The organism is Psychrobacter sp. 4Dc, assembly GCF_002836715.1.
Classification (GTDB): Bacteria; Pseudomonadota; Gammaproteobacteria; order Pseudomonadales; family Moraxellaceae; genus Psychrobacter.
Window position 1 is genome coordinate 1 of sequence record NZ_PJAT01000105.1, and the last position, 25,368, is coordinate 25,368.

The following is a 25,368-nucleotide window of genomic DNA, read 5'->3' on the forward strand; positions in this document are numbered from 1 at the left end:
AAAAAAAAAAAAAAAAAAAAAAAAAAAAAAAAAAAAAAAAAAAAAAAAAAAAAAAAAAAAAAATAAAAAAAAGAAGAAGAAGGAATACGAGATGCTCAGGAGAATAGTGGGCTAGGAGATGAGTATAAGAGAAAGTGTTATATAAGTGGATAGGGTAAGAAGCGAAAAGAAATTGTGATTGGAGAAAAGGGGTTAGTAGGGCAGCATTTGGTAAAGCAACTGAGTGAGCTTTATGACACATTGATTGTGATTGCCCGCCGCCCGCCACGCTACATTAATGCCAGCATGCGTTTTTATCAGATCAATGATTTTGATAATCTCTCTGAAGTGTTTGCAAGCGTTGGCGCAGACCGAACTACGGATGCTTTTAGTTGTTTGGGTACGACAAAAAAGCAGGCTGGTAGTGATGAGGCTTTTCGCAAGGTAGATCGAGACTATAACGTAAATTTTGCCAAGTTGTGTCGTGACAAAGGGGTAGAGAATTTCTTTTTACTCTCCTCAATGAATGCAGATATTGACAGTCGTTTTTTATACAATCGAGTTAAGGCTGAGACAGAGCAGGCTGTTATGGCATTAGATTTTGGCCAATTGGTCGTCTTCCGCCCGTCGTTATTGCTTGGCAAACATAAAGGCCGTCCGCTTGAGAGCATTGGTCAAAAAGCCTTTAAACTCATCTCGCCGCTCGTGTCAGAGTCGCTATCGCTACATCCTATCTCGGCTAAACGCGTTGCTAGTGCTATGGCCATGAGCGCTCATGATATCTACCATCGTAGTAAATATCGTACTGAACCTCAAATCAAGCGTACTGACATTATCGAAAATAAGCAGATGCTAGCGATGACCCGTGTTAAAAAATAAAAGGACAGTTTTCTAGTGACAGATTCAGTCTCGAAATTGGGAAGCTACCGATATCGATTTTTAATTGTGTTAGAACAAGATTGCACTAGAACCACATTACAAGATTAAAAAATACAATAACTATTATCAAAGCATCAATAAGTATTGAAATACCAGTCAGTTGAATCACTAAAACAAGGAGCAGGAGCAATGTCAGAATCGATACAAATGGATAGAGGGAATTTTGTCACTTGTGATCTATTGGATGACAATCCTGAGTCGCAAGTATGCTTGCCAAATATCGAAGGTAAGTCATTCCGTCAGTTTGGTGCAAAAGACAAATTCTGCGGTGAAATCGTGACGGTTAAATGCTTTGAAGATAATAGCCGTGTCAAATCTCTATTGAATAGCGATGGCAAAGACAAAGAAGGCAATGGAAAAGTATTGGTCGTTGATGGCGGCGGCTCTATGCGCTGTGCATTGTTAGGCGATATGATTGCACAATCAGCTATCGACAACGGCTGGGCTGGAGTTATTGTATATGGTTGTGTCCGCGATGTTGATGACATGGCAGAGATGGATCTTGGCGTGATGGCGCTTGGTTGTATCCCGCGTAAATCGACCCGCCGAGATGAAGGTCAAACAGATGTCGAAATCAGCTTTGGTGACTTAACGTTGAACTCGGGTATGTTCGTTTATGCGGATAACAATGGCATCATCGCTAGCGATAAACCACTTATCAACTGAAGTTTTAGGCTTGGCTTGATTCGCGAAAATTAAAACCTCAGCTTATCAGTGAACTGACCCCCAAATGTTGGACGGTTTAGTTTATACCAAGGACTGAGTTCTGTACTGTACAGGACTCAGTCCTTTTAGTTTGAGTTGAATACGCTCATTATTGTAATAATGAATATACTCATGAATCTGTTGTTCTAACTGCTCAATCGATTTTGGTTTCTCAATATAGATCGTCTCACACTTAAGTGTACCAAAGAACCCCTCCATCAGTGCATTATCCAAGCAGTTACCTTTTCTGCTCATGCTTTGCTTAATACCATGCTGTTTAAGCGCCTTACTAAACGGTCTCATCTGATAATGCCAGCCTTGATCTGAATGCAGCATTAAACGGTTGTTCTGGTGCGTATCTATCTTATCTAACGCCTTATCTAGCATCTTGCTCACTAAGTCATAAGTTGGGCGCTTTGAGAGCGTATAGCTGATGATCTCATTGTTATAACAATCGAGTATCGGTGATAAATACAGCTTATGATCACCCACCTTAAACTCAGTAATATCGGTCAGCCAGCGTGTGCTTGGTCTATCTGCATGAAACTGGCGCTTTAAATAATTCTTTGCAATCTTGCCTTGTACGCCTTTATAAGAGCGATACCTTTGTCGTCGAATCCGTGCGCTTAAGTTTAGATGGCACATAAGCTTAGCGATGAGCTTGTGGTTATGATGACTGCCTAACTGCTTTAGCGCTGCCGTTATCCTGCGATAGCCGTACCTGCCTTTATGCTGGTGATATAGCGTGGCAATACGCTGTTTTAAGTCAGCATGCTTATCTTTATCACTAAGCTTTGCTCTATGATAGTAAAAGACGCTTTTAGGCATCTTAACGATGTCTAGCAAAGCTGATAAAGGATAGTCTTGCCTTAGTCCTTCGATGAGCCTTGCTTTTTGCCTGCTTGTTCCTCCGCTTTGAGCAAGGCATCGAGCTTTTTTAGGTAGGCGTTCTCCGCACGTAGGTATTCATTCTCACGCTTCAATTCTGCTAAGCTTTTTTCATCATCTGGTTTGTCTGTGATAAAGGGTTTACTCATGACTGCTCTACCTTTGCGTTTAGATGTTAGTCCAGACATACCTTGTAGCCGATACGCTTTGTGCCAGTGACTAATAAGCGCCGGTGAGCTGATGTTATACCTTAACGCAACTTCCAATTGACTTAAGCCTTGGCTAAGCATCGTTGTAAGCACTTTGTGTTTAAACTCGCGACTATAGTAGGCTTTGCTGGTCTTTGGCTTTATAGCATCAATGCCCCCGCTTTGATATTGCTTAACCCATTTGATGACTATCTTATTATCTAGGTTAAATTCCTCAGCTGTAGCACGACCAGTATGTCCTTGCATATAGTATGCGATGACTTGAAGCTTAAAGTCTAGATTATAACGCATAAAAATACCCCATAAGTTGTGTCCAACTTATGGGGGTCGGTTCACAGTTGGGGTTTTTTATTGTGTAATGACAGTTAAGGCGCAATAATCGTTGTTAACCCTCAGTCATTAATGAGTAAACTCTTAAGTGACAAACCGTTACGGCATAAGCTTTGGTAATTGCTCAAATATTCGTATAATAGCTTTCTGTCTCCTTAACTTTGATCCTATTCTTTATGCCTATTACTGCTTTGACTGACGCGTTTGACCCTATTAACCAGCAGTTGTTTCCTATCCAAAATGCCGAGCGGCGTTGGCTAGCGCCTGTCCATGGGGCGGTCAGCAGCTTATGGTTGGCAAGCTTGGTGCAAACACCGATGTGGAATGTTGCCGAGCGCCTAAAAGTTGTGGTGGCACGTGACCAAAACCAACTCAATCAAATAGAGACTGAGCTGGCATTTTGCGGAGTCGATGCTTATGTGTTCCCTGACTGGGAGACACTGACTTATGATGAGCTATCTCCACATCAAGACATCGTCAGTGAACGTATCAATCTATTGACGGATATGCCGAAAACGGGCGTGCTACTTATTTCGATACAAGCCCTCATGCATCGCGTCGCACCGCCAAGCTGGTTGATTGGACAGCATTTTGATTTGAGTGTCGGCGATCGATTTGATATCAATACCCAGCGAGGGCTACTGGCAAAGGCTGGTTATCGAGCGGTTGAAAATGTCTTTGAACCAGGTGAGTTTGCAGTACGTGGTAGTATTATTGATATTTTTGCCATGGGTCAGCCTTTTCCGCTACGTTTAGACTTGTTCGATGACGAAATCGAAACGATTCGCTTTTTTCATCCTCAAACCCAGCGTACATTGACTGCTGATGATTTGAAGGCGATGTTAACGGGCAACGATACCAGTATGGCAAAAGAATCGCTGTCACTACTGCACAAAATGCCAGATATCTCTAAACCTATTGAACAATTTCAAATCTTGCCTGCAAAAGAGTTTCCACTTGACGAAGGGCGGGAGACGTTTCGCACGAACTTTGCTGCGATGTTCCCTAATACCAGTAGCCGTAAGTCTGAGCTGCACAAAGACGTAATGGCAGGAATTGCTAGTAGCGGATTAGAGTATTATCAACCACTATTTTTTGACTTAAAAGACTGGAAGGCGGAGAGTAGTTTATTTTCCTATTTACCAAGCGATGCGTTATTTATCACCGATGAATTAATCAATGAAAAACAAGCTGATTACTGGTCACAAATCCAGCGCCGCTACGAAGAGCGTCGCCATGATATTGATAAGCCTATCGTAGAGCCAGCAATGCTGTATCTATTATCTAACGCGCTTAACGAGCAGTTAAACCAGTATCCACGAGTAATATTAAGTGCTCGTGATGAACTGGCTATGATGAATGATGTGGCAGCGCTAGAAGGTAGTGACTCATCTCAGCCGCAACTGCCATTAACGCCTACTAAAACGCCTACTAAGCAGCAAGGCTTGGTGACATTAAGTGCCGAAGAACCGCCGCAACTGGCAGTAAACCATCAGAAATCTGAGCCATTAACTGAATTGCTCGACTTTTTAAACGTTCAAAAACAAACAGCAACGCCAGTACTAATTGTTGCAGAAACCGCAGGCCGTCGCGAGATTCTTATCGAGCTGTTTAAGGGTAAGATTGACATCAAGGCATACGATAGCTTTGAAGCATTTTTAGCAGCAGACAAGACGAGCGCTATGAATAATGCTCGACTACCACATGTCGGTCTGACTGTGGCACCGATTGAGCGCGGTGTTTATGTGCCTGAGCGTTTGGTGTTGATTAGTGAAACGCAGCTGTTTGGTCGTCAAGTCTTACAGACGCGTCGTCGTCGCCAAAGCGGTGTATCAGAGGAGTTCTTGGTTAAGAGCGTCACTGAGATAACAGATGGTAGTCCAGTTGTTCATATTGAGCATGGTATTGGTCGTTATAATGGTCTGATTACCTTAGATGTGGGTGATGGTGAGCAAGAGTTTATTCATTTAAAGTATGACGATGACGCTAGTATCTATGTGCCAGTGGCTAATTTACAAATGATTAGTCGTTATAGCGGCGGCGATCCAGCCTTAGCACCGCTCCATAAGATTGGTAGTGGCAAATGGGATAGGGCCAAACAAAAAGCGTTAGAGCAAATTCACGATGTTGCGGCAGAGCTACTTAACATGCAGGCGCGTCGTGAGGCCAAAGTTGGTATTCACTTTAAAATAGATCCGTCTCAATACGAGCTGTTTGCCAGTCAGTTTGCGTTCGAGGAGACTGCTGACCAAGCAAATGCTATCCATGCAGTTATGGAAGACATGAGACAAAATCAGCCAATGGATCGCCTCATCTGCGGTGATGTTGGCTTTGGTAAAACAGAAGTGGCGATGCGAGCGGCCTTTATTGCCGTTAGTGCTGGTTATCAGGTTGCTGTGTTGGTGCCTACTACCTTGCTCGCGGGACAACACGAAGACAACTTCCGCGATCGTTTTGCCGATTGGCCAGTTCGTATTGAGAGCCTGTCGCGCTTTGGCGGTAAAAAACATCAAGAAATGGTCTTAGCTGACTTGGCTGCTGGCAAAGTAGATATCGTGATTGGTACCCATAAACTCTTACAGCCTGATGTGAAGTTTGCCAACCTTGGGCTAATGATCGTCGATGAGGAGCACCGCTTTGGGGTGCGTCACAAAGAGCGTATCAAGGCTATTCAGACAGATGTAGACAGTATGTCTATGACCGCGACTCCCATTCCTAGAACGCTTAATATGGCACTCTCAGGCATGCGTGACATGTCTATTATTGCCACACCGCCAGCACGTCGACTTGCGATTAAAACTTTTGTCATGCAAAAGACAGATGCCTTGATGAAAGAAGCCATCTTGCGCGAGCTGTTGCGCGGCGGGCAAGTCTATCTCTTGCATAATGATGTGGCTAGTATTGAGCGTATGGCAGAGACTATTCGTGACCTCGTGCCAGAAGCGCGGGTAGGGGTTGCCCATGGACAAATGCAAGAGCGCCAACTTGAGCAGATTATGCAGCAGTTTTATCATAAAAAGTTCAATGTGTTGGTTTGCTCTACCATTATTGAGACGGGTATTGATGTGCCCAATGCCAATACGATTATCATTGAGCGTGCAGATAAGTTTGGTCTTGCGCAATTGCATCAGCTGCGTGGCCGAGTAGGACGTAGTCATCATCAAGCGTATTGTTACTTACTAGTGCCTTCCCTTAAAGGCCTCAAAGGCGATGCCAAGCGCCGTTTGCATGCGATTGAACGCGCCAATACTTTGGGTGCAGGTTTTATGCTGGCAAGTGAGGATTTAGAGATTCGCGGCGCAGGTGAGATATTGGGTAAGCAGCAAAGTGGCAATATGCAGGCGATTGGTTTTAGCTTATACATGGATATGCTTGAGCGTGCGACTAAAGCCATTAAAGCTGGCAAGGAGCCTGATTTAAATACACCATTGTCGCTAACCAGTGAAATCAACTTACATAGTTCTGCTCTTATTCCAGAAGAGTATCTACATGACGTGCATCAGCGCTTATTGTTCTATAAGCGTATTAGTAATACCGATGATAAAGAAGCATTGACGGATATTCGTACGGAGATGATAGACCGCTTTGGAGCACTGCCAGATCAAACCAAGCAGCTATTCGCTATTCATGGATTACGCTTACAAGCAGAGCCGCTTAAGATTAACAAAATTGATGCCAACAGTAGTAGTATGACGCTGGAATTTGCGCCAGATACTCCAGTTGATGCGTTAGCGATTATTAAGTTGATCCAATCAAATGGTCAGCATTATCGTATGAATGGCGCATCTGGTATCCGTTACCAAAATAGCGATAAACTGGCCACACCGCAACAGCGCGTAACGGTCATACAAGAGCTGCTGCGCTATTTTAGCGAGCACATGGTGACAGAGCCTGCTTAGTACATGGCTAGATATCAGTAGGCTCAGTAGTCATATTAAACCAATAAATTATGGTGCTATTTTATCAACCCGATAACTGATAAAATAGCCCAACTAACTTTTTAACCCTCTGTATTTTATTTGCATTAAACAACAAGAGAACCGTCATTATGTTCCAACTTCATCATAAACTTGCTGCTGATAGTTTTTTAGTGGGGGATTTTCCATTATCCACTTGTCGTTTAATCAATGACTGCCAATTTCCTTGGCTGATATTAGTGCCACGTGTCTCCGGTATCAAAGAGTTATATGAGCTGTCTGAGGCAGATCAAACACAGTTTTTACGAGAGTCCAGCTGGTTGTCGAGTCAGTTAGCTAAAACCTTTCAAGCCGATAAAATGAATGTGGCCGCTCTTGGTAATCAAGTACCACAACTTCATTTTCATCATATTGTCCGTTATCAAAATGACATGCAGTGGCCAAACCCAGTATGGGGTGTGCCAGCTGTGCCATATACTAAAGAAGTATTGGCGCAAATGCAGCAAACATTGATGATGGCATTACGTGGCCATCACCAAATGCCGTTTGATTGGCAAATGTAATTATCAATCTATTCTGCCTTTAATAAGAATAGATTGAACCTAAATTTTATATGTAAAAAGAGAGGCCAGATACTTAAATGTATTTGGCCTCTCTTTTTATTTAAATTTGGATAAAAACTGTAAACAGTGAATAAACTAGACAAAAGGTCGCCTTATAGTCATCAGTAACCTTGTTTAAACTTATTTCAAAAGTATAATATATTATTAAATATATCTTATGATAAATCGTCATAAGGACAAATAACGTACATATGTTAGTGTAGTATGCCTTTGTCTCTCAGATAGCTCACCTTATTTAAGTGAATCTCATATGACCTTCTCAGAGACATTCAAACCAAAGTCGCCGCTGAAAGATGCTGGAGTTTGTCGTTTCGATTATCCAGAAGTGTTCGTGTTGATACTGACGGTTGTTTTGCGTGCTATATACTACGACTTCCGTTCTATCTCAATGGCACTATTGGTTATTATTACATTGCCAAGCCTCATGATTCTGATATACAACTACCGACGCCAGACCAGCTTTTGGACGTCTAATATCGTTATTATTCTATTATCAGTTGTCATCGGCTCACTACAATGCTGTACGGTCATATCAATCAGTTTGGCTGCTTTGATTGGCGTACGTATCATTCTTAGCAGACCTGAGAATCACCTCAGACTGTTATCTGTATCTGTTGTGACTATCATTGTGTTTTTCTACGTTAGCACAGTCTTAAATGCGAATAGCATGGACTTTGATGATGGTCTATTACCATTGATAGTAATGGTGGCAAGTTTAGGCGTTATTTTGTACCAGTTCTGGCGTATCTATCAGCAACATATTACTTTTAAAGTACGTGCCCATCAGGCTAGTGGACGCCTGAACACAATGGTATCAGTGATCAATAAGCTTACCCGTTTTGTACCACCACAAATTTGGGAGCCTATTGTCAAATCGGATAGCCCTGTTAGGGTTTCTAATAAACGCGCAAAAATAACTATCATGTTTTCGGATATTGTCGGTTTTACCGAGTTGTCTGATAGTCTAAGTTCTGATAATTTAGCAGATATTCTCAATACTTATATGCATTGCATGACGTCGATCGCTAATAAGCATGGTGCAGTGCTTGATAAGTTCATTGGTGATGGTATGGTATGTTTCTTTGGTGAACCGAATAGCCGTGGCTCGCGTCAAGATGCACTAGATTGTGTGGCGATGGCAATTGATATGCGCCGAGAAATGCGCACTTTACGTCAAAAATGGCGGCTAATGGGGTTTGAAGGCTTATATATACGTGTTGGTATCACCACTGGCTACTGTCACGTTGGTAATTTTGGTAGTAATAGTCGATTAAGCTATACCATCATTGGTAAAGAAGCCAATTTGGCCTCTAGGCTTGAGTCCTGTGCGGGCAAAGATCAGATATTGGTCAGTGAAAGCACTTACGATTATATATGCCATAACTATGAATGCGAGCACGTTGCCGCATTTTGCTTGAAAGGTATTGATGAAAAGGTCGATGCATGGCAAGTACTTGACCCTAGTGCCAGTACAGGTCATCTTTCTAAATGGGTCGACCACACATTGCCTGGTTTCAATTTGCATTTGAATTTTAAAGATATGAAAGACAATGATTATCAAGATATTAGAGCTCGTTTAAATTTTGCGCTAGAACGCATCGAGCAAGAGGAAGAAAAAGTAGTGAAAGACATAGCAGCAGAAAGTAAGCGTGAGGATGCCAAGCGCAAGTAAACGTTTCAAGTCTATCGTCTCAAAAGCATATATAGAAAAAGGCCAGCTATGTGATAACTGGCCTTTTTTAATCTTAACTAGAAAGTATCATCAGTGTTTAATGATTTTCTTTAGCATGATTGAGGGTATATTTAGGAACTTCGATGGTCAAATCCTCATCATCAAGCATGACCTGACAAGATAAACGTGAGTCAGGCTCTAAGCCCCAAGCACGATCAAGTAGATCCGCCTCGATATCATCCATCTCATCCAAACTGTTGAAACCTTTACGTACTACAACATGACATGTGGTACAAGCTTTTGACATCTCACAGGCATGCTCGATTTTAATGCCTTTTTCTAACAGTGCTTTGCATAAGTTTTCACCAGCCTGTAGCTCGACTTCTGCGCCTTCAGGGCAAATTTCGTGGTGGGGTAGTACGGTAACTTTTGGCATAAATTATCTGTCCGATGCTAATCAATTTAAAAAATATTAGAAGTTAGCTTAATATGTTAGCTAAGCGATATATGTCGATGTATTTATTACCAGTCTTTGGCACTAGTACCTGCCATACTGGTCTTGACGCTTTGATTCATAATACGTGCAGCAAAGGCATCACTATGTGGCTTGAGCTGTGCTTGTTGTGCTTCAATAAGCGCTAAGTCATCAGTGCTGAGAGAGTTACGTAGCGCTTGTATATGCTCTGCTAGTGATTGTTGTTCTTCAGTAGAAAGCAACGCCGCAAATTCGTTAAGTGCCGACTCTAGGGCAAGTACTTCACGTTCCGCTTCTACTTTTGTCTCAATTAAAGAACGCGCGTTTTTGTCTTCTTCTGCGTGTTTAAACCCTGCAACAAGCAACTGTTCTTTTTGCTCATCTGATAGACCATAAGAAGGCACAATCTCGATTTTGCTTTCTGTTTTGGTCGTAGTTTCTTGCGCACTGACAGTAAGCTGACCATTAGCGTCGATGCTAAAGGTGACTTCGATACGAGCAAACCCAGCTTTCATTGGCGGGATACCATATAGCTCAAAACGGCCAAGCGAGCGACAGTTTTCTACCGTTTCGCGCTCACCTTGCACGACGTGTATCACCATGCCTGTTTGACCGTCTTGATACGTGGTAAACACTTGACGTTTCTTCACAGGGATAGGCGTGTTGCGTGGGATGAGTACTTCAACCAAACCGCCCATGGTCTCAAGACCTAATGATAATGGCGTCACATCCAATAATAATAAATTGTTGTCACTATCACCATTCACCAATTGATGAGCAGTTTGGGCAGCGCCCAAGGCAACAACCTCATCTGGATTCAGACGACAAAGTGGCTGCTTAGCAAAAAACTCAGTCACGACTTGCTGTACGGCAGGCATACGAGTCGAGCCGCCCACTAAAACAACTTCATCTAGATCTGTAGTAGACAGCTTGGCATCGCGTAGGACTTGTTCGCACACGCTTAGGGTACGGCGGCTAACAGGCTCTACGATAGTTAGCACGTCTGTACGGCTTAATACGCCTTGATAAGACTGACCATTGACAACCACATTGATGTCCACTTGTTCAGCATCAGTCAATGCTTGTTTATAAGCTTTTGCTTGTTGAGCTAGTATTGATTTGTCGTGCAGGCTTACGTCTTTTGGATCGATATTTAATTGTTTAATAATCCAATTGGTAATAAGACGATCGATATCATCGCCGCCTAGTGCGCTATTACCACCAGTTGCCAACACTTCAAAGACACCGTCGGTAAGCTTTAAGATAGAAACGTCAAAAGTACCACCGCCCAAATCATAGATTAAGTAATAGCTCTCTTTTTTACTGTCTTCTGATGATTGGTCAAGCCCGTAAGCGACCGCAGCGGCCGTTGGTTCATTCAACAAGCGAAGTACGTTGATACCAGCTGCTTGTGCAGCATCTTTGGTTGCTTGACGCTGTGCTTCATCAAAATAAGCTGGCACGGTAATCACAGCACCCTCGATGCTATCTGCAGGTAAGGCACTTGCTGCACGTTGCTCAAGAGCGGCTAAGATACGCGCTGATACTGCAACAGGAGAAACCTCACCTTGAGCCGTTACAAAAGCTGGCATATCATCTTTATTACCAGACAGCTCATAAGGATGAGAGAATTTGATATCAGCTTGACTACGACCCATAAAACGCTTAGCCGAGACGATCGTATTTTTTGGATCATCCGCTAAATGCGCTAGGGCGTCATAGCCAACCAATGGCATACCAGTAGCTGGATAATAGACAACAGACGGTAATAATGTATCTGTCGCTGCGCCTGCCTCTAAGACTTGTGCCTTACCTGAACGCACCACAGCAATCAACGAGCGTGTAGTACCGAGGTCGATGCCCAAGCCAAATTTATGTTGGTGAGGTTGAGCGCTTTGATTGGGTTCAGCAATTTGCATTAAAGACATAAGAATAACTCAGAGATAAAATGAATAAGTGAAATGGAGCAAATATAGCATATGCAGTAAGAGAGTCTAACGTCGGTAATCTCATTCTATGGAATACGGATTCTGACAGTTTGATGCGCTTAGAATCAAAGATTATACGGTATCACGGTCACTATTTTAACCAAATATATAGAATTTAGCTTGTTAGTGAGAGCCATAACCACAAATGTTTAGACGTATAAGTCATCGTCATCTGAATGCGATGAATTTGCAACATCATCAAGCCCCGTCGTCACATCAGCATTTAGCTTAACTAAAAATTTTAGTTTCTGTGTCGCATCAATCGCTGTTTGCCAATCTTGATTTTGATAAGCACTATTAAAGCGTTCAGATTGATTTGCTAGGCGCTCTGTAATTTGAGGGTGTAATTGCTGCAAGGCTGCAAGATCTTTGTCTTCGATAGCATCATCTAGATCCATACGCATCTGCATCGCATCTTCCAAAAAATCTAAATCTGCGATTGAGTGCTCTATATTTTGTGCTTGATCTGCCATATCCAGTAAATAACCAGCACGACTATCAGGAGCGCTTAGTGTTTGATACGCTTGATTGATTAAAGCCGACGATTTTTCAGACTGCAACTGTGCTTGAACCATATCGGTCTGATTTTTGGCAACATTATCAGGATGATAGCGTTTTTGCAGCAAGCGCAAACGTTGCTCTAGACTGCTTTGGTTAATTTCAAATTGTACAGGCTGCTCAAATAGGGCAAAGAAGTTATCAAACTGTGGTTCTGAAGTAATATCTATCATAATCCGATGCCTTGCTTTTTTATTTATTTTTGAAGTCATGACCTAGCTAGGAATACTGGATCGCTTAGCTACTCAACTACATCAACCTTTCTTCATAGCGATAGCCGAGATACTGCACTGCTCTTATGAAAGCTCATTGAAGCATAAATCTATCAGTTTTTAGCCATTGAACAATTAAACTGTGAAAGACTCACCGCAACCACATTCACCTTTTTGGTTAGGGTTGGTAAATTTGAAGCCTTCGTTTAAACCTTCTTTTTCGTAATCCATCAACAAGCCGTCTAAATATACGAGACTTTTAGGATCAATAAAGATGCTAACGCCGCGACTTTCATAGCGCGTGTCGTTTTCATCAGGGGTATCTACAAACTCTAAAACGTAAGCCAAGCCCGAGCAACCCGCCGTACGGATACCAACTCGAATGCCTTCGCCTTTGCCGCGATTGTCCAAAAAGTCTCGAACATGCTGAGCGGCGCGTTCTGTCATTTCAATCATGCCAACTCCCATTGACTATTAATCATAAATATCAATAAAAAAATCTAGATAAACTGACAACCAGAATTACAAGATTGCCAAAAGTGTAGGCTTACGACTATTAGAAAACAAAAGGTGACAATTACATAAGTGTCATTGTCACCTCTTTAGCGTCAGTAGCGATTACACATTGCTACTTTAGCGTTGCTAGTACAACGTAGCGCATACGCTAGCAGGTTTAGCCTAGCTTAGATCGCAGCTTCTTCTGCTGGAGCGGCTACGCCATGCTTACCTTTATAGTCGCTAATAGCGGCTTTAATAGCGTCTTCTGCAAGTACAGAGCAATGCACTTTTACTGGTGGTAATGCTAGCTCTTGAGCGATATCGTTGTTTTTGATTTCGCCAGCTTGATCCAAGCTTTTGCCTTTTAGCCACTCAGTAACAAGTGAGCTTGAAGCAATCGCTGAACCGCAGCCATAAGTCTTGAAACGTGCATCTTCGATAATACCATTATCGTCGACTTGGATTTGTAGACGCATTACATCGCCACATGCTGGGGCACCGACCATACCGGTACCAACGTTCTTTGCGTTTTTATCAAGATTACCAACGTTGCGTGGGTTTTCGTAATGATCAATAACTTGGTCACTATAGGCCATGGGGTTTTCTCCTAGTTAGATGATGAGTAGTCGTTTATCAACTTTAAATGTCTAACTACTCATCGATAATTGGGGTCAAACGCTTAATTTAATTGTCTGATCAATTGTTTAATAAATATATTGCTAGCTATACTAAAAAGCTATATTAAAAATTAATGCTCAGCCCACTCAACTGAGTTTAGATCAACACCTTCTTGATACATATCCCAAAGTGGTGATAGGGCACGTAGTTTATCAACAGCTTCATGCATCTGTTTGATAACAGTGTCGATGTCTTCGTCAGTGGTATAACGGCCGAAGCTGAAGCGGATTGAGCTATGTGCCAATTCATCTGGACGACCAATTGCACGTAGTACATATGATGGCTCAAGCGTTGCTGAGGTACAGGCTGAACCTGACGATACCGCTAAGTCTTTAAGTGACATCATCAATGACTCGCCTTCAACGAAGTTAAAGCTGATGTTTACGATGTTTGGTACGCTATTCTCAAGATCACCATTTAAGTAAATCTCTTCGATATCTTGTAGACCATCCCAAAGTTTTTGACGTAGTTTGGCTGCATGTGCATGGTCGGCTTCATAGCTTTCATTAGCTAAAGCAAATGCGGCGCCTAGACCAACGATCTGATGCGTTGGTAGAGTACCTGAACGCATACCGCGCTCATGACCACCGCCGTGTTGCTCAGCTTTCAAGCGAATACGTGGCTTACGACGAACAAACAATGCGCCGATACCTTTAGGGCCGTATGCTTTATGACCTGAGAAGCTCATCAAATCAATTTTCATTTCTTCAAGATTGATTTTTACTTTACCAACAGACTGTGCGCCATCAACATGGAAAACTACGCCAGCTTCGCGAGTGATTTCACCAATCGCTGCAACATCAGTAATAGTACCAAGCTCATTGTTCACCATCATAAGTGATACTAAAATAGTATCATCACGTAGTGCTTCTTTTACTTGCTCTGGCAGGATAAGACCTGTGCTTGGCTGTGGCTCAAGATACGTAATCTCAAAACCTTCCTGCTCAAGCTCACGGCAGGTATCTAATACAGCTTTGTGCTCAATTTTACTGGTAATGATATGTTTGCCACGAGACTGATAGAAATGTGCTGCACCCTTAATAGCTAGGTTATCAGACTCAGTCGCACCAGAAGTAAAGACGATTTCGCGTGGATCAGCGTTGATAACTTCAGCAACTTGACCGCGAGCAGTTTCTACTGCTTCTTCCGCTTGCCAGCCGTAACCATGTGAACGTGAAGCTGGGTTACCAAAGACACCATCTACAGTCAAATACTCGCTCATTTTAGCAGCTACTGATTTAGCAACTGGGGTAGTGGCGGCATAATCTAAGTATATAAGGTTGTTATGTTGGCTCATGCTGGGTTTGCCTCGCTGTTCGATAGAGTAATAGTATTAATGTCTTTTATGGAAATATCTTTTGTAGAGATGTGCTGACGCTCTGAGACTGACTGCACGTTTTCCATATCTAATAATTGCGCTAATGTTATATTTTTCAAGTACTGTTCGATATGATTCGACAGTGCACACCACAGATCGTGAGTTAGGCACATTGTACCACCTTGACAGTCACCGCGTCCTTCACACTGCATCGCGTTTACTGACTCATCAACCGCAGATATGATGCTCATCACATCTATCTCATTCAATGGTTTAGCTAGGTGGTAACCACCTGCAGCACCGCGAATACTCGTGACAAGGCCGCGTTTACGAAGTTTAGAAAATAACTGTTCAAGATACGATATTGAAATCGATTGTCGTTTGGCGATATCGGATAATGATACAGCACTGTCTTGTTGGCTGGTCTGTAATGCCAAATCTAATAATGCGGTAACAGCGTATCTGCCCCGAGTAGTCAAACGCATGTGTTATCTCCAAACTTAATGTCATTTATGTTTAACAACGATCTTAGCTAAAAGTTTTAATAAGTACTCATAAGATAAAAAGAGCAACCAATAATACGTCAGCTAAGTTTTGTCTTATCGTTATTGAACAACAGATGATTAACCCGATGTGTGCAACGATTAAGGTAATTATACTTAATCCCGAGTAATTTAGTCAAGATTAAAGTGTGGTTCAATGGTTAATCAAGCTTATTGCTGTAATTGATAAAAACAATGATGTTTAGAAGAGATATATGAGTGAGACATAAGCAGCTTAATTTGTCTGCTACAGATACATTTAACGAAGTAAAAAATAAGCGTTCAATATCTATAGAAGACATTGAACGCTTATTTATAAGTAATTCAGCGAACCAAAACTAATTCATCGATAGTGCGACGATTGAACCGATCATAATGACAAGCGCCACAACAGTGACAATCATCAACGTTTTTTGCTTGCTCTGAAGCTCTCTCACGGTTGTTTCAAGTTCACGGTTTTTAATGGTCAAGGTATTAATCTGTGTTTGCTGCTCTTTAATACGCAGTTTGTAGTTGTTCTTTTTTTCTTCCAAATCAGCTTCTGTAGGTTTGGTTTTAGTCTTGCCACCCTTTATCTTTTTGATCAGACCTTGGATCAAGCTGCCAAGCCCAAGCTGCATAATAAACTGTTTGACCAGTTGTACTTGAATCGATTCACCGCGCATCTGTAGCTTTTCAGTGGTTTCGCTATCATGAGTCGTGATGGCGTTGATAACTTGAATGCTATAGGCATTGATAACCACGTCGGGCTCACTACGACCAATCGGCAGCTGGGCATCTAGTAACACGCCTTTGGTACTAAACGTGGCAAATACTTCTACATGCGGTAAGTACAGGCGAAGTGCTACTACAGTGCCTTGCTTGGCAAGCGGATAAGCGGCCTTACGCAATTCAGGATCCAAACGTAACAATAATGTCAGCGCCGACTCGATAAATACTAAAATGATATTAAGAAAAGAGTGAGACAACGTAGAACGCTTCATGTAAGTAATCCGTTTTTTATTTAGCAAGTTTTAGATATTGAGCAAACAGAAGTCTGTATTTGCCCAAGACTTGCAGTGATATTTTGCTTATAGTAACGTCTTTATAATAAAAAGTAACGCTAGTTTCTGTAGTGGCTAAACTATTACATTACAATTTAGCCGTCAATAAAGACACTCTTATTTATGACCAGTAATATACAAACTTAATGTATAGCAATGCACAGACGGCAATTGACAAATCTGTCAAAGCGTAGAAAATAGGAAAGTCAATCGTCTCAGTTATGCAGAGCCACTTATATATAAATTCCTAACGCTTTGCGTAACATTAGGTGTCAAATACGTAGTGTAGAGCACAAAAATATGTAAAATCGCTTGCGCTCCTTATGCTGCCTTGATATAAAGACGATAACAAAGAAGAACCTGTTAATGCGCCAGTTAGGTAGTTTTTATTGCGTAAGCACCATGAGAGCGTTACAATACTTGGCGTGAGCATTTATTACCCCCTTAAACTTGAAGGAAATTTTATGAATAAGTCAGAATTAATTGATAGCATCGCAGACAAAAGTGGTCTAAATAAAACCCAAGCTGGTGATGCACTAAACGCTGTTATGGAAAGTGTTGGCGAAGCGCTAGAAGCTGGCGATAGCATCTCATTAGTTGGTTTTGGTACTTTCAGTGTAAAAGATCGCAAAGCACGCACTGGTCGCAACCCTAAGACTGGCGAAGAGCTAAGCATTCCAGCAAGCAAAGTACCAAGCTTCAAAGCTGGTAAAAACTTAAAAGAGCGCTTGAACTAAGCCGATTTTTTAAGCATAAAATGATAGTCGGTGGTCCATAGCTGAGGTAATGAGCTAGCCATCGAAGAAAGCACCTAATATTTAGGTGCTTTTTTTATCGCTATAGTTTGTATCATGCGTCGTGAATATTTTGAGTCTGCATGAAAAATCACGTATCATAGAGCGCGCGATAGGTGTGTCATTTAAGTCAGATTTCTTTAGTAAATTTTGTTTTTTACTATAAAATGCATACGCTCTTACTCTTACCATTGCGAGCTTAGATAGCACTGATATTGACAGGTTGCACTTAACAGCTCCTAACAGTATTACAATGGTTTTTCATCAATATAGGTTAATAAAGCAGAGATAACTATGGATAAATTGCGCGATTTCTTAAAAAGCTGGCCAGGTCGCATTTTATTGATTTTATGCCTATCGCCGCTCGCTCTCTTGGGTGTCGAAAGCTATTTTGGCGGCAACGTCGATCCCAACCAGATTGCGCAGGTAGGTGAGGCAAGCGTAGGACTGTCCGAGTATCAAACTGCTGTCAATAGCCGTCGTTCTGAAGTGCTAGAGCAAGTCGAAGATGCCAGCTTGTTGAATGAAGATGTGCTTCATGAGCAAGTATTAAAGGGTCTAATCGATCGTACGTTGTTAGAGCAGCAAGCAGGTAAGCTTGGTATGACAGTCTCTGACGACACGATCAATCGCCTACTGCGTCAAGAAGAAATATTCCAAGATGCAGAGGGTAACTTTTCGAACGATCAGTTCTCAAACTTCTTGCGTCAACGCGGCATGACTAAAAACCAGCTATTTGCAGAATTTCGCAATCAGTTAAGCTTGGATCAACTAAATGCCAGTATCGTTGGGACGGCTGTCTATCCTATGCAAGCGATTAGTCAATTGATTGACTTGCAACTAGAATCGCGCAACGTTTGGGTACACCGCTTTAATTGGCAAGATTATGCTGACAAAGTTAAGCTTAGCAAAGCCGATATTCAATCATATTATGATGCCAACAAAGACACATTGAAAAGTGCAGCGATGGTTGACTTGGCGTATATCCAGCTCAGCCCGCAAACTATCAAGGTTGATGAAGTAACCGCAGAAGAATTGCAGCAACAGTACGAAGCTTATAAACAAAGCATCGCGGCTACTGATGAGCGTAAAGTCAGTCAGATTCTGTTTACTGGTAAAGATGCCAAGACAAGAGCCGATAAAGTCAAAGCACGTCTGAATAAAGGTGAAGCGTTTGCTGCGCTTGCTAAAGCAGAGTCGGATGATCCATCAGGTGAAACAGGTGGTGATATCGGACGTTTTAATCCGTCAGTGTTTGGCAGTGATGCAGATACTGTGCAAGAGGCACTAGAAGGGTTGAGTGTTGGTGATGTGACTGCGCCTATCAAGACTAGCTTTGGTTATCAGATATTTACGGTTACTGAAGATAATGGCAAAAAAATTCCAAGTCTAGACAGTATGCGTGAAGAGCTAACTGCGAAAGCAAAAGAGTATAAACGTCAGGAAATCTATGCTGATAAAGTGACATCAATCAATGATTTGGCAGCAGATGGTTTCAGTATCGAAGATATTGCACAGCAAGAAAACGTCAGCCTCAAGCGTATCAAAGATTATCGTAAAGTGAACAACAAATCAGCACTGCCGCAACCAGTAGTGGTTAAACAGGCATTTGATGAGTTTACTATTCAAGATCAAGCGGTAACGGCAGGCGTAGAAGTTGGCAACGGTACCGTATGGTTACAGCCAAGCAATTATCGTCCTACTAAGACGCTTGCTCTAGCAAATGCAACCCCAAGAATCACTCAAATACTTCGTCAGCAGAAAGCGACAGCATTAGCTTTAAAAGACGCTAAAGCATTGGCTGCTGGTATCAAGACGCCAGCTGATATAAATAAGCAGTCGGTAAGCTTCCAAGCACTGGGTGAGATTAACCGTCAAACGACGCAGCTAACGGACAAAGAGCGTGGATTGGCATTTAGTCAGCAAGCCGCTGATAATGGTGTCGTTGCGATTGTTAGTGAGACTGAGATGGGTGCAACGCTACTGGTTGGAGACCGTATTAAAACTGAGCAGCAGTCACCACTGTCTGATATGCAAAGAGCGCAAACAGCCAGTATTATCCGTGACAATTTAGGCCAAGACCAGTTGCAAGACTATTTGGACTATCTACGTATGGTGTATACGGTTGAGATTAATGAAAGCAACATGGCAAATGCACAAGGACGCTAAGTATTTGTTAGATTATTATTCTTATTTTTAGACGTAAAAAAGCCACTGTATCGATTGATACAGTGGCTTTTTTTTGGATGATGCTTTAACGATAATTATCACGAATACTATAGAAGCTGAAAATTAGTCGCAGTGACAAATACAATTTCTGCGACTAATCCCAGTCTTAAACTAATAGGTGATTGTTTAATGGCGGAAATGGCGCATACCCGTGAATACCATCGCGATACCATGCTCGTTAGCAGCAGCAATGGTCTCGTCATCACGCATAGAGCCACCCGGCTGAATGATAGCAGAGATACCTACTTCAGCAGCATTGTCGATGCCATCACGGAAAGGGAAGAACGCATCTGATGCCATAACAGCACCTTCAGTTGCTAGTCCAGCATGTTCTGCTTTGATAGCAGCAATACGTGCTGAGTTAACGCGGCTCATTTGGCCTGCGCCAACACCGATAGTACGTTGGCCTTTTGCGTAGACAATGGCATTAGATTTGACGTATTTTGCCACGTTCCAGCTGAACAGTAGATCTGCCACTTGCGCTTCAGTTGGTTGTACATCAGTGACGATTTTTAGGTCGTTAGCCGTGATTAAGCCTAGATCTTGCTCTTGTACCAGTAGGCCACCGTTGACACGCTTATAGTCAAGTTGGATATCGCGCTGATCTGGTGCTGGTAGATCGCCGCATACCAAGACACGTACGTTTTTCTTAGTGGCTGTCGCTTCAAGTACACCGTCTTCGATACTAGGTGCAATGATTACTTCTACGAACTGATTGTCGATAATGGCTTTTGCAGCAGCAAGCGTCAACGGACGGTTGAATGCGATGATACCGCCGAAAGACGATTCAGGATCGGTGCTAAAAGCAGTACGATAAGCCGCTACTTGGTCATTATCAACCGCGACACCGCAAGGGTTGGCATGCTTAACGATAACGCAAGCAGGCGCGCTGAAAGCTTTAACGCACTCAAGCGCAGCATCGGTATCAGCGATGTTGTTATAAGATAGCGCTTTGCCTTGTAACTGCTTAGCCGTTGCGATTGAAGCTTGTTTGCTTTTCAAAGGCTGGTTTTCAGTATAGAAAGCCGCGTTTTGATGCGGGTTTTCACCATAGCGTAGGTCTTGTGCTTTTTCAAGCTGTACATTGAATGTACGCGGGAAGTTTTCTGGTTCTTGAGTTTCGTTGACACGGCTACCTAAGAAGTTTGCAATCATACCGTCGTACTGTGCCGTATGCTCAAACGCCTTTACTGCCAAATCATAACGCAAAGCAGTTGTCAGTTCGGTGCCACCATCTAAGGCGCTAAGTACACGGTCATAATCAGCTGGATCAGTTACGATACCTACATGAGCGTGGTTTTTCGCCGCTGAACGTACCATGGTAGGGCCACCAATATCGATGTTTTCGATAGCGTCGTTCATAGTTACGTCAGCACGTGCAATCGTTTCAGCAAACGGATATAAGTTCACGACGACTAAGTCGATACGTTCGATCGCATGATCGCTCATAACTGCATCATCTGTACCGCGGCGTCCTAGAATGCCACCGTGAATCTTAGGATGTAGCGTTTTAACACGGCCATCCATCATTTCAGGAAAGCCTGTGTAATCTGATACTTCAGTCACGGCGACATTGTTTTCTGTGAGCAGACGATAAGTACCGCCAGTAGATAATAAACCAAAACCTGCTTTGAGAAGGCCTTGAGCAAACTCGACGATATTAGACTTATCGGAGACCGATAGTAGGGCAAGTGGGGTTGTACTCATAAGAAATTTTCCATAAAAAAAGCCTGACGTAAACGTCTGGCAAGGTGATGATGACAACGGTATGCCGTATCATGATAGATAAAGCGACGAACGTTTGATTGCCATACATAATGATAGTCAATGATGATGGGTAAGCTCATATAACAATGCTACATTAAATCATAGGTCTTCATTTTTTTGCGCAAAGTGCCTCGATTTAGTCCTAATATCTGAGCACATTTGGTTTGGTTGCCTCTGGTTTTTTCTAGGACGACAGATAAGAGAGGCTCTTCGACTTGCTTTAAAATCAGCTCATATAAATCAGTGGGCATCTCATCTCCTAACATCGCAAAGTACTGACGTACCACACGCTCTACATGAACTCGTAGAGGTTGCTGCGCACTACTTGTATAGTGTTGACTAGCAAAATCAAAGCCGTGCGTAGGTGGTTGGTATTCGTCTTTATTATAATCGGCAGGGTGCTCAGAGCTTTTAGCAAAATGATTGGCATTATGCTGTGCATGAGGTGCCATAAAATAATATCCTTGAGATGAAGAAAAATTCTGATTGTAAGGGGTCAGAACCATAGTATATCAAATTAATATCGCCTAGCGCTGATAGATTCATCGTTATCTTAGCTATCACGGTTTAATTGAAAATGAATTTACAGCGTGTTTTCTACTCAGACTTATTTATATATAACACTCTAATTTAATAAAGAGCGGTCATAGTAATGTCGCGAATTTGCGCATTAGCGACAGGGATAGTAAATAATAGCTGTCTATCTGTATTGGCAGCTAACTGACTTTGCTTTCCTAATAAATAATCGTTTGGATCTGCGATGAACTCTCCAATAATCTCATCTTTACCATAAACGCTTATTTTTACATTGGGGTATAGTTGTGCTTGCGGGCTGCCGTTACTTAGAGTAGCGCCTATATCGCTAAATGTACCAGCAGTTTTAATCTGACTGCTTCTATGAAAGGTATTGCTGATGGTAAGGGCTGATAAGTCCGCACTGGGCAAGCTGCAGGCAGCGACAGAGCATATTGATTGGAGACGCTGAGCATATGCTGGGTTTTTCACTAAATTTTCTAAGTTAAAAATAACATACTGTGCCGCGAGTAGCAGTGCTAGAACCAAACAACCTAGTATCCATAACAATGACGCAATTGAACGTGTCGTTTGGGTTGGTGCAAACGGTAGCTGTGTTTTTCTTAAACGATCGTCGACAGCAGGGTCTTCATCTTTAACGGGTACTCCCATGTCAGAGAGAAGCTGTGATAAGTCTGTGTCATCTGGTGGTGTTTCTTCGTCTTGATTTTGTTCTTCTAATAGTTTTTGTAGCCATGAATTGTTATCAGTACTCTCAACATTGGCATGAATATCATTGGCCGCTGCCGAGCTGAGCATATCCTGTGTTGATGAGGATGCTGATATTGTATTGGCAGATGGTTTCTTTATTGATGGATTAGGGCTTTTGATAGTTTCTTTAGAAGGAGGCGCTTTTGGTTTTTCTGTAGTTGCTACGCTAGGACTGGTATTACTGGCTTGAGTCAACCATGCATCCATGCTATCTAATGAGTCATACTCTTGAACGTTCTCTTCTGGATCGTCTATATCCATATCATCATAGATTAAGTCGTCATGAATCAAAGTATCAGATGATTTTTTCTTATTGGTTGAAGATGTAGGGCGATTTGGTACATTCTGAAGTTTATGCTGATTGCTACTAGTATTCGCTTTTTGCTCGTTTGATATTGGTTGAGTTTGAGCTTTTTGTTGAGCAGGAATATTTTTTTGTGGTGTTGGTTTTTGAATAACCTCAGAATTTACCACAAGATGCTTATTGACCAAAAAACTTTGCTGGCACCGATCACAGCTGATGGTAGCATTGACTTGATTTAGTTGAGTTTGTTTAACGCTATAGCAAGCTTGACAATGGGGGCATTGGGTTTTTATTGGTGTGGTCATAGAGGCGAATCCAAAAAAGTATGGTTATCAATACCGCTTAGCCACTCACCAATAGCTGCCCACAATACTCATTGTACTTTTTCAATTTCGATGAGTTATGGGCAAAGACAGAGTGGCGTCAAACACATAACATTTGACTGCCCTCTATCGTAACAGATGTAATTAAATGTTGCTAGCTGGTAAATGTACCTGATAAACGCTGCCAATGTTGGTCTTCTTGCGCAGTAAAAGCATGCTTAGGATCCAGTGCAAAATATGGCTGATAAGCTTCAGTGACTTGCTCGGTTTGTGACTCAATCAAACCTGCCAATACGATACGGCCCTTTGGCGCAATCAGTGTTGCAAAGTAAGGTGCTAAACCAATAAGCGGCTTTGCTAGAATATTGGCAACGATCACTTCTACAGGCAACACATCATGTTGCGAGCAGTACTCTGTAAATTCTTCTGGTAGAAATGCCTGTAAACGATCGCCTACATTGTTGCGTACCGCATTCTGATTGGTAGCAAGTACCGCCTGCGGGTCGATGTCGACTGCATATACCTGACGTGCACCCAATAGCAAAGCAGCAATCCCTAGAATACCTGAGCCACAACCATAATCGATAACCACTTTGTCTGTTAAGTCTTGCTCTGTTAGCCAGTCTAGACATAGGCGAGTCGTAGCATGATAGCCAGTACCGAATGCTAAACCTGGGTCCATAATGATATTGGTGGCTTCAGGGTTAGGCGGCGTTAGCCAGTCAGGTACAATCCATAAGTCATTAGCACATTCGATAGGATGATAGTTGCTCATCCACTCGCGCTCCCAGTCCTTATCATCAACAGCCGTTAGCCAAATACGAGTAGCCTGTACTTGTGCAGCAATTTCATGACTTAATTGCTCAACCGCTTGACGACTACCAGCATCAGTAGTCGCATCAAATAGTCCTGTTAGTATCACCTCATCCCACAGCGGTGATTCACCTGGAAGTGGCTCAAACAGAGGTTGATCGCCAGCATCGTCTAAAGCTATTGATAATGCGCCTGCTTCTAACAAAAGCGCTTCAGCCAAGTCGACGTTTGATTTTTCACATTGTAAATGTAGTTGTTGCCATGCCATAAAGATAACCTTAAGCGGAAATAAAAATAAGTGTAGGTGTTAGGGGCTGACCGAGATGAATCTACATATAATGAAATTCATAATGTATATAGATGCTCAAACCGATGAGTCTAAAATGTGCAAATATCAGCTATTAGCGCAATGCTTGTTTTGCTTCATTGACCACGCGTGAGTTACCCTGAGCTTGTCCTGATTGCAATATAACTTGCCATAGTGCTCGTCTACGATTGCTATCTTGAGAGACACTAAGACCACGACGTGCCATCGCTTCTGCCTTACGAGGTTGGTTTTTTTTTAATGCTACTTGTGCCAAATAGAAGTATACCGCCGATGATTTGGGCGCTAAACGCTGCGCACGGGTAAAGCTGCTCTCGGCATTGGTTAGATTGCCCGCTTTCAATTGACTGATGCCTACTTGCATCAAATTGCGAAACGCAGGCAGATTACTATTGTTGCTGGCAGATTGTTGAGTACGTTGCTGCGAGTTTCTTCTAGCGTGCTCAAGTAACTCATTATGCGACGGTACCGATGGCTCAGAGATTATATAGTCGTTACGAGAAGGCGCAATGATAACAGGGTCAGGCTGAATCACGTCTGGTGCAGGAGGTGTAAATACAGGTGTCTCTTGCGTTAACGGATTTGGGGTTTCGGACTGTTCAACTGCATCGTAAGGCTCGGTTGGATAGTTGCTTTGATCATTTGCTTCCGTGATAGGCGCCCGAGCAGTTGTCGTTGATGGCACGGTCGGTTGTGACGTTGGTAATGTTTGAACAGGCGTGGTTTGCACTGTAGTCGACGTGCTAGGTGCTGTTTGACAGGCACTTAGGCTTAGCATGCCAACGATCGCACTGCCTGCAAGTAAGGTATTGCTTGACGTAATTTTATTGCGCCATAGCACTATGGTTTGTTTTACTGAAGTAGTTGTCCGTAAAGATGACACCATCATGTTAAAACCTTTTTTAAATATTAAAAGCTAAATACCAAAAACATTATTAGAGCTATTTAACAGCTA

General features: G+C 42.4%; 22 protein-coding genes. 7 read left to right on the forward strand and 15 right to left on the reverse strand.

The genetic code is table 11. The annotated features are described in order from the left end of the window. Positions 1-174 precede the first annotated feature (174 nt). Positions 175-858, forward strand: a complete 684-nt coding sequence (locus CXF61_RS09155; protein WP_227526649.1) for an NAD-dependent epimerase/dehydratase family protein — start codon at positions 175-177, stop codon at positions 856-858. 189 nt (positions 859-1,047) lie between these two features. Next, a complete protein-coding gene (gene rraA / locus CXF61_RS09160) occupies positions 1,048-1,584 on the forward strand; it encodes a ribonuclease E activity regulator RraA (protein WP_165597987.1) in 537 nt (178 codons plus the stop codon). Between the two features lie 81 nt (positions 1,585-1,665). Here the strand turns inward: rraA and CXF61_RS09165 are convergent, their stop codons facing one another. Further along, on the reverse strand, positions 1,666-2,589 hold the full coding sequence (locus CXF61_RS09165) for an IS3 family transposase (RefSeq protein ID WP_165597988.1): 924 nt from the start codon (positions 2,587-2,589) through the stop codon (positions 1,666-1,668). Further along, positions 2,493-3,011 carry a helix-turn-helix domain-containing protein gene (locus tag CXF61_RS09170; RefSeq protein WP_165597989.1) on the reverse strand — a complete coding sequence of 173 codons (519 nt, stop codon included), beginning with the start codon at positions 3,009-3,011 and terminating at the stop codon, positions 2,493-2,495. The genes CXF61_RS09165 and CXF61_RS09170 overlap by 97 nt, the downstream gene beginning before the upstream one ends. Before the next feature lie 215 nt (positions 3,012-3,226). Here CXF61_RS09170 and mfd point away from each other — a divergent pair, with 215 nt between their 5' ends. The 3 genes from mfd (at position 3,227) to CXF61_RS09185 (ending at position 9,262) form a co-directional block, all read left to right on the forward strand. Beyond that, positions 3,227-6,949, forward strand: coding sequence for a transcription-repair coupling factor (gene mfd / locus CXF61_RS09175; protein WP_165597990.1), 3,723 nt, complete (start codon positions 3,227-3,229; stop codon positions 6,947-6,949). A 149-nt stretch (positions 6,950-7,098) separates the two neighbouring features. Then, positions 7,099-7,530, forward strand: coding sequence for an HIT domain-containing protein (locus tag CXF61_RS09180; protein WP_057759208.1), 432 nt, complete (start codon positions 7,099-7,101; stop codon positions 7,528-7,530). 310 nt (positions 7,531-7,840) lie between these two features. Further along, positions 7,841-9,262, forward strand: a complete 1,422-nt coding sequence (locus CXF61_RS09185; protein WP_165597991.1) for an adenylate/guanylate cyclase domain-containing protein — start codon at positions 7,841-7,843, stop codon at positions 9,260-9,262. Positions 9,263-9,359: 97 nt separating this feature from the next. Here the strand turns inward: CXF61_RS09185 and fdx are convergent, their stop codons facing one another. The 8 genes from fdx to CXF61_RS09225 form a co-directional block, all read right to left on the reverse strand. After that, positions 9,360-9,698, reverse strand: a complete 339-nt coding sequence (fdx, locus tag CXF61_RS09190) for an ISC system 2Fe-2S type ferredoxin (protein WP_101206134.1) — start codon at positions 9,696-9,698, stop codon at positions 9,360-9,362. Between the two features lie 86 nt (positions 9,699-9,784). Next, entirely contained in the window at positions 9,785-11,665 is a 1,881-nt protein-coding gene (hscA, locus tag CXF61_RS09195) for a Fe-S protein assembly chaperone HscA (protein WP_165597992.1), read from the reverse strand. 209 nt (positions 11,666-11,874) lie between these two features. Continuing rightward, the gene (hscB, locus tag CXF61_RS09200) at positions 11,875-12,456 is read right to left on the reverse strand and encodes a Fe-S protein assembly co-chaperone HscB (RefSeq protein ID WP_165597993.1); all 582 of its coding nucleotides are present in this window, start codon (positions 12,454-12,456) and stop codon (positions 11,875-11,877) included. Between the two features lie 174 nt (positions 12,457-12,630). Then, positions 12,631-12,951: an iron-sulfur cluster assembly protein IscA gene (iscA, locus tag CXF61_RS09205; protein WP_021814983.1), complete on the reverse strand. Its 321-nt coding sequence runs from the start codon at positions 12,949-12,951 to the stop codon at positions 12,631-12,633. A 227-nt stretch (positions 12,952-13,178) separates the two neighbouring features. Next, on the reverse strand, positions 13,179-13,589 hold the full coding sequence (gene iscU / locus CXF61_RS09210) for a Fe-S cluster assembly scaffold IscU (RefSeq protein WP_057759218.1): 411 nt from the start codon (positions 13,587-13,589) through the stop codon (positions 13,179-13,181). Positions 13,590-13,741: 152 nt separating this feature from the next. Then, positions 13,742-14,968: an IscS subfamily cysteine desulfurase gene (locus CXF61_RS09215; RefSeq protein WP_057759220.1), complete on the reverse strand. Its 1,227-nt coding sequence runs from the start codon at positions 14,966-14,968 to the stop codon at positions 13,742-13,744. After that, positions 14,965-15,474 carry an Rrf2 family transcriptional regulator gene (locus CXF61_RS09220; RefSeq protein ID WP_165597994.1) on the reverse strand — a complete coding sequence of 170 codons (510 nt, stop codon included), beginning with the start codon at positions 15,472-15,474 and terminating at the stop codon, positions 14,965-14,967. The genes CXF61_RS09215 and CXF61_RS09220 overlap by 4 nt, the downstream gene beginning before the upstream one ends. Before the next feature lie 395 nt (positions 15,475-15,869). Then, positions 15,870-16,514 carry a hypothetical protein gene (locus tag CXF61_RS09225; protein WP_057759224.1) on the reverse strand — a complete coding sequence of 215 codons (645 nt, stop codon included), beginning with the start codon at positions 16,512-16,514 and terminating at the stop codon, positions 15,870-15,872. Between the two features lie 524 nt (positions 16,515-17,038). On the opposite strand from CXF61_RS09225, the gene CXF61_RS09230 reads away from it, so the two are divergent. Next, complete coding sequence (locus CXF61_RS09230; RefSeq protein ID WP_045445077.1) at positions 17,039-17,311, forward strand: HU family DNA-binding protein; 273 nt, start codon at positions 17,039-17,041, stop codon at positions 17,309-17,311. Positions 17,312-17,662: 351 nt separating this feature from the next. Continuing rightward, positions 17,663-19,537, forward strand: coding sequence for a SurA N-terminal domain-containing protein (locus CXF61_RS09235; protein WP_165597995.1), 1,875 nt, complete (start codon positions 17,663-17,665; stop codon positions 19,535-19,537). 186 nt (positions 19,538-19,723) lie between these two features. Here CXF61_RS09235 and purH read toward each other — a convergent pair whose 3' ends face one another. From purH to CXF61_RS09260, 5 genes are all read right to left on the reverse strand, one after another. Beyond that, positions 19,724-21,304: a bifunctional phosphoribosylaminoimidazolecarboxamide formyltransferase/IMP cyclohydrolase gene (purH, locus tag CXF61_RS09240; RefSeq protein WP_165597996.1), complete on the reverse strand. Its 1,581-nt coding sequence runs from the start codon at positions 21,302-21,304 to the stop codon at positions 19,724-19,726. A gap of 149 nt (positions 21,305-21,453) precedes the next feature. After that, positions 21,454-21,816, reverse strand: a complete 363-nt coding sequence (gene fis, locus CXF61_RS14270) for a DNA-binding transcriptional regulator Fis (protein ID WP_101206126.1) — start codon at positions 21,814-21,816, stop codon at positions 21,454-21,456. A 178-nt stretch (positions 21,817-21,994) separates the two neighbouring features. After that, on the reverse strand, positions 21,995-23,257 hold the full coding sequence (locus CXF61_RS09250) for a DUF3426 domain-containing protein (RefSeq protein WP_165597997.1): 1,263 nt from the start codon (positions 23,255-23,257) through the stop codon (positions 21,995-21,997). 172 nt (positions 23,258-23,429) lie between these two features. Further along, positions 23,430-24,356 (reverse strand): 50S ribosomal protein L11 methyltransferase, encoded by a 927-nt coding sequence (gene prmA, locus CXF61_RS09255; RefSeq protein ID WP_102090395.1) that lies wholly within the window; start codon positions 24,354-24,356, stop codon positions 23,430-23,432. Positions 24,357-24,489: 133 nt separating this feature from the next. Continuing rightward, positions 24,490-25,302, reverse strand: coding sequence for a tetratricopeptide repeat protein (locus CXF61_RS09260; protein WP_227526650.1), 813 nt, complete (start codon positions 25,300-25,302; stop codon positions 24,490-24,492). Positions 25,303-25,368 lie beyond the last annotated feature (66 nt).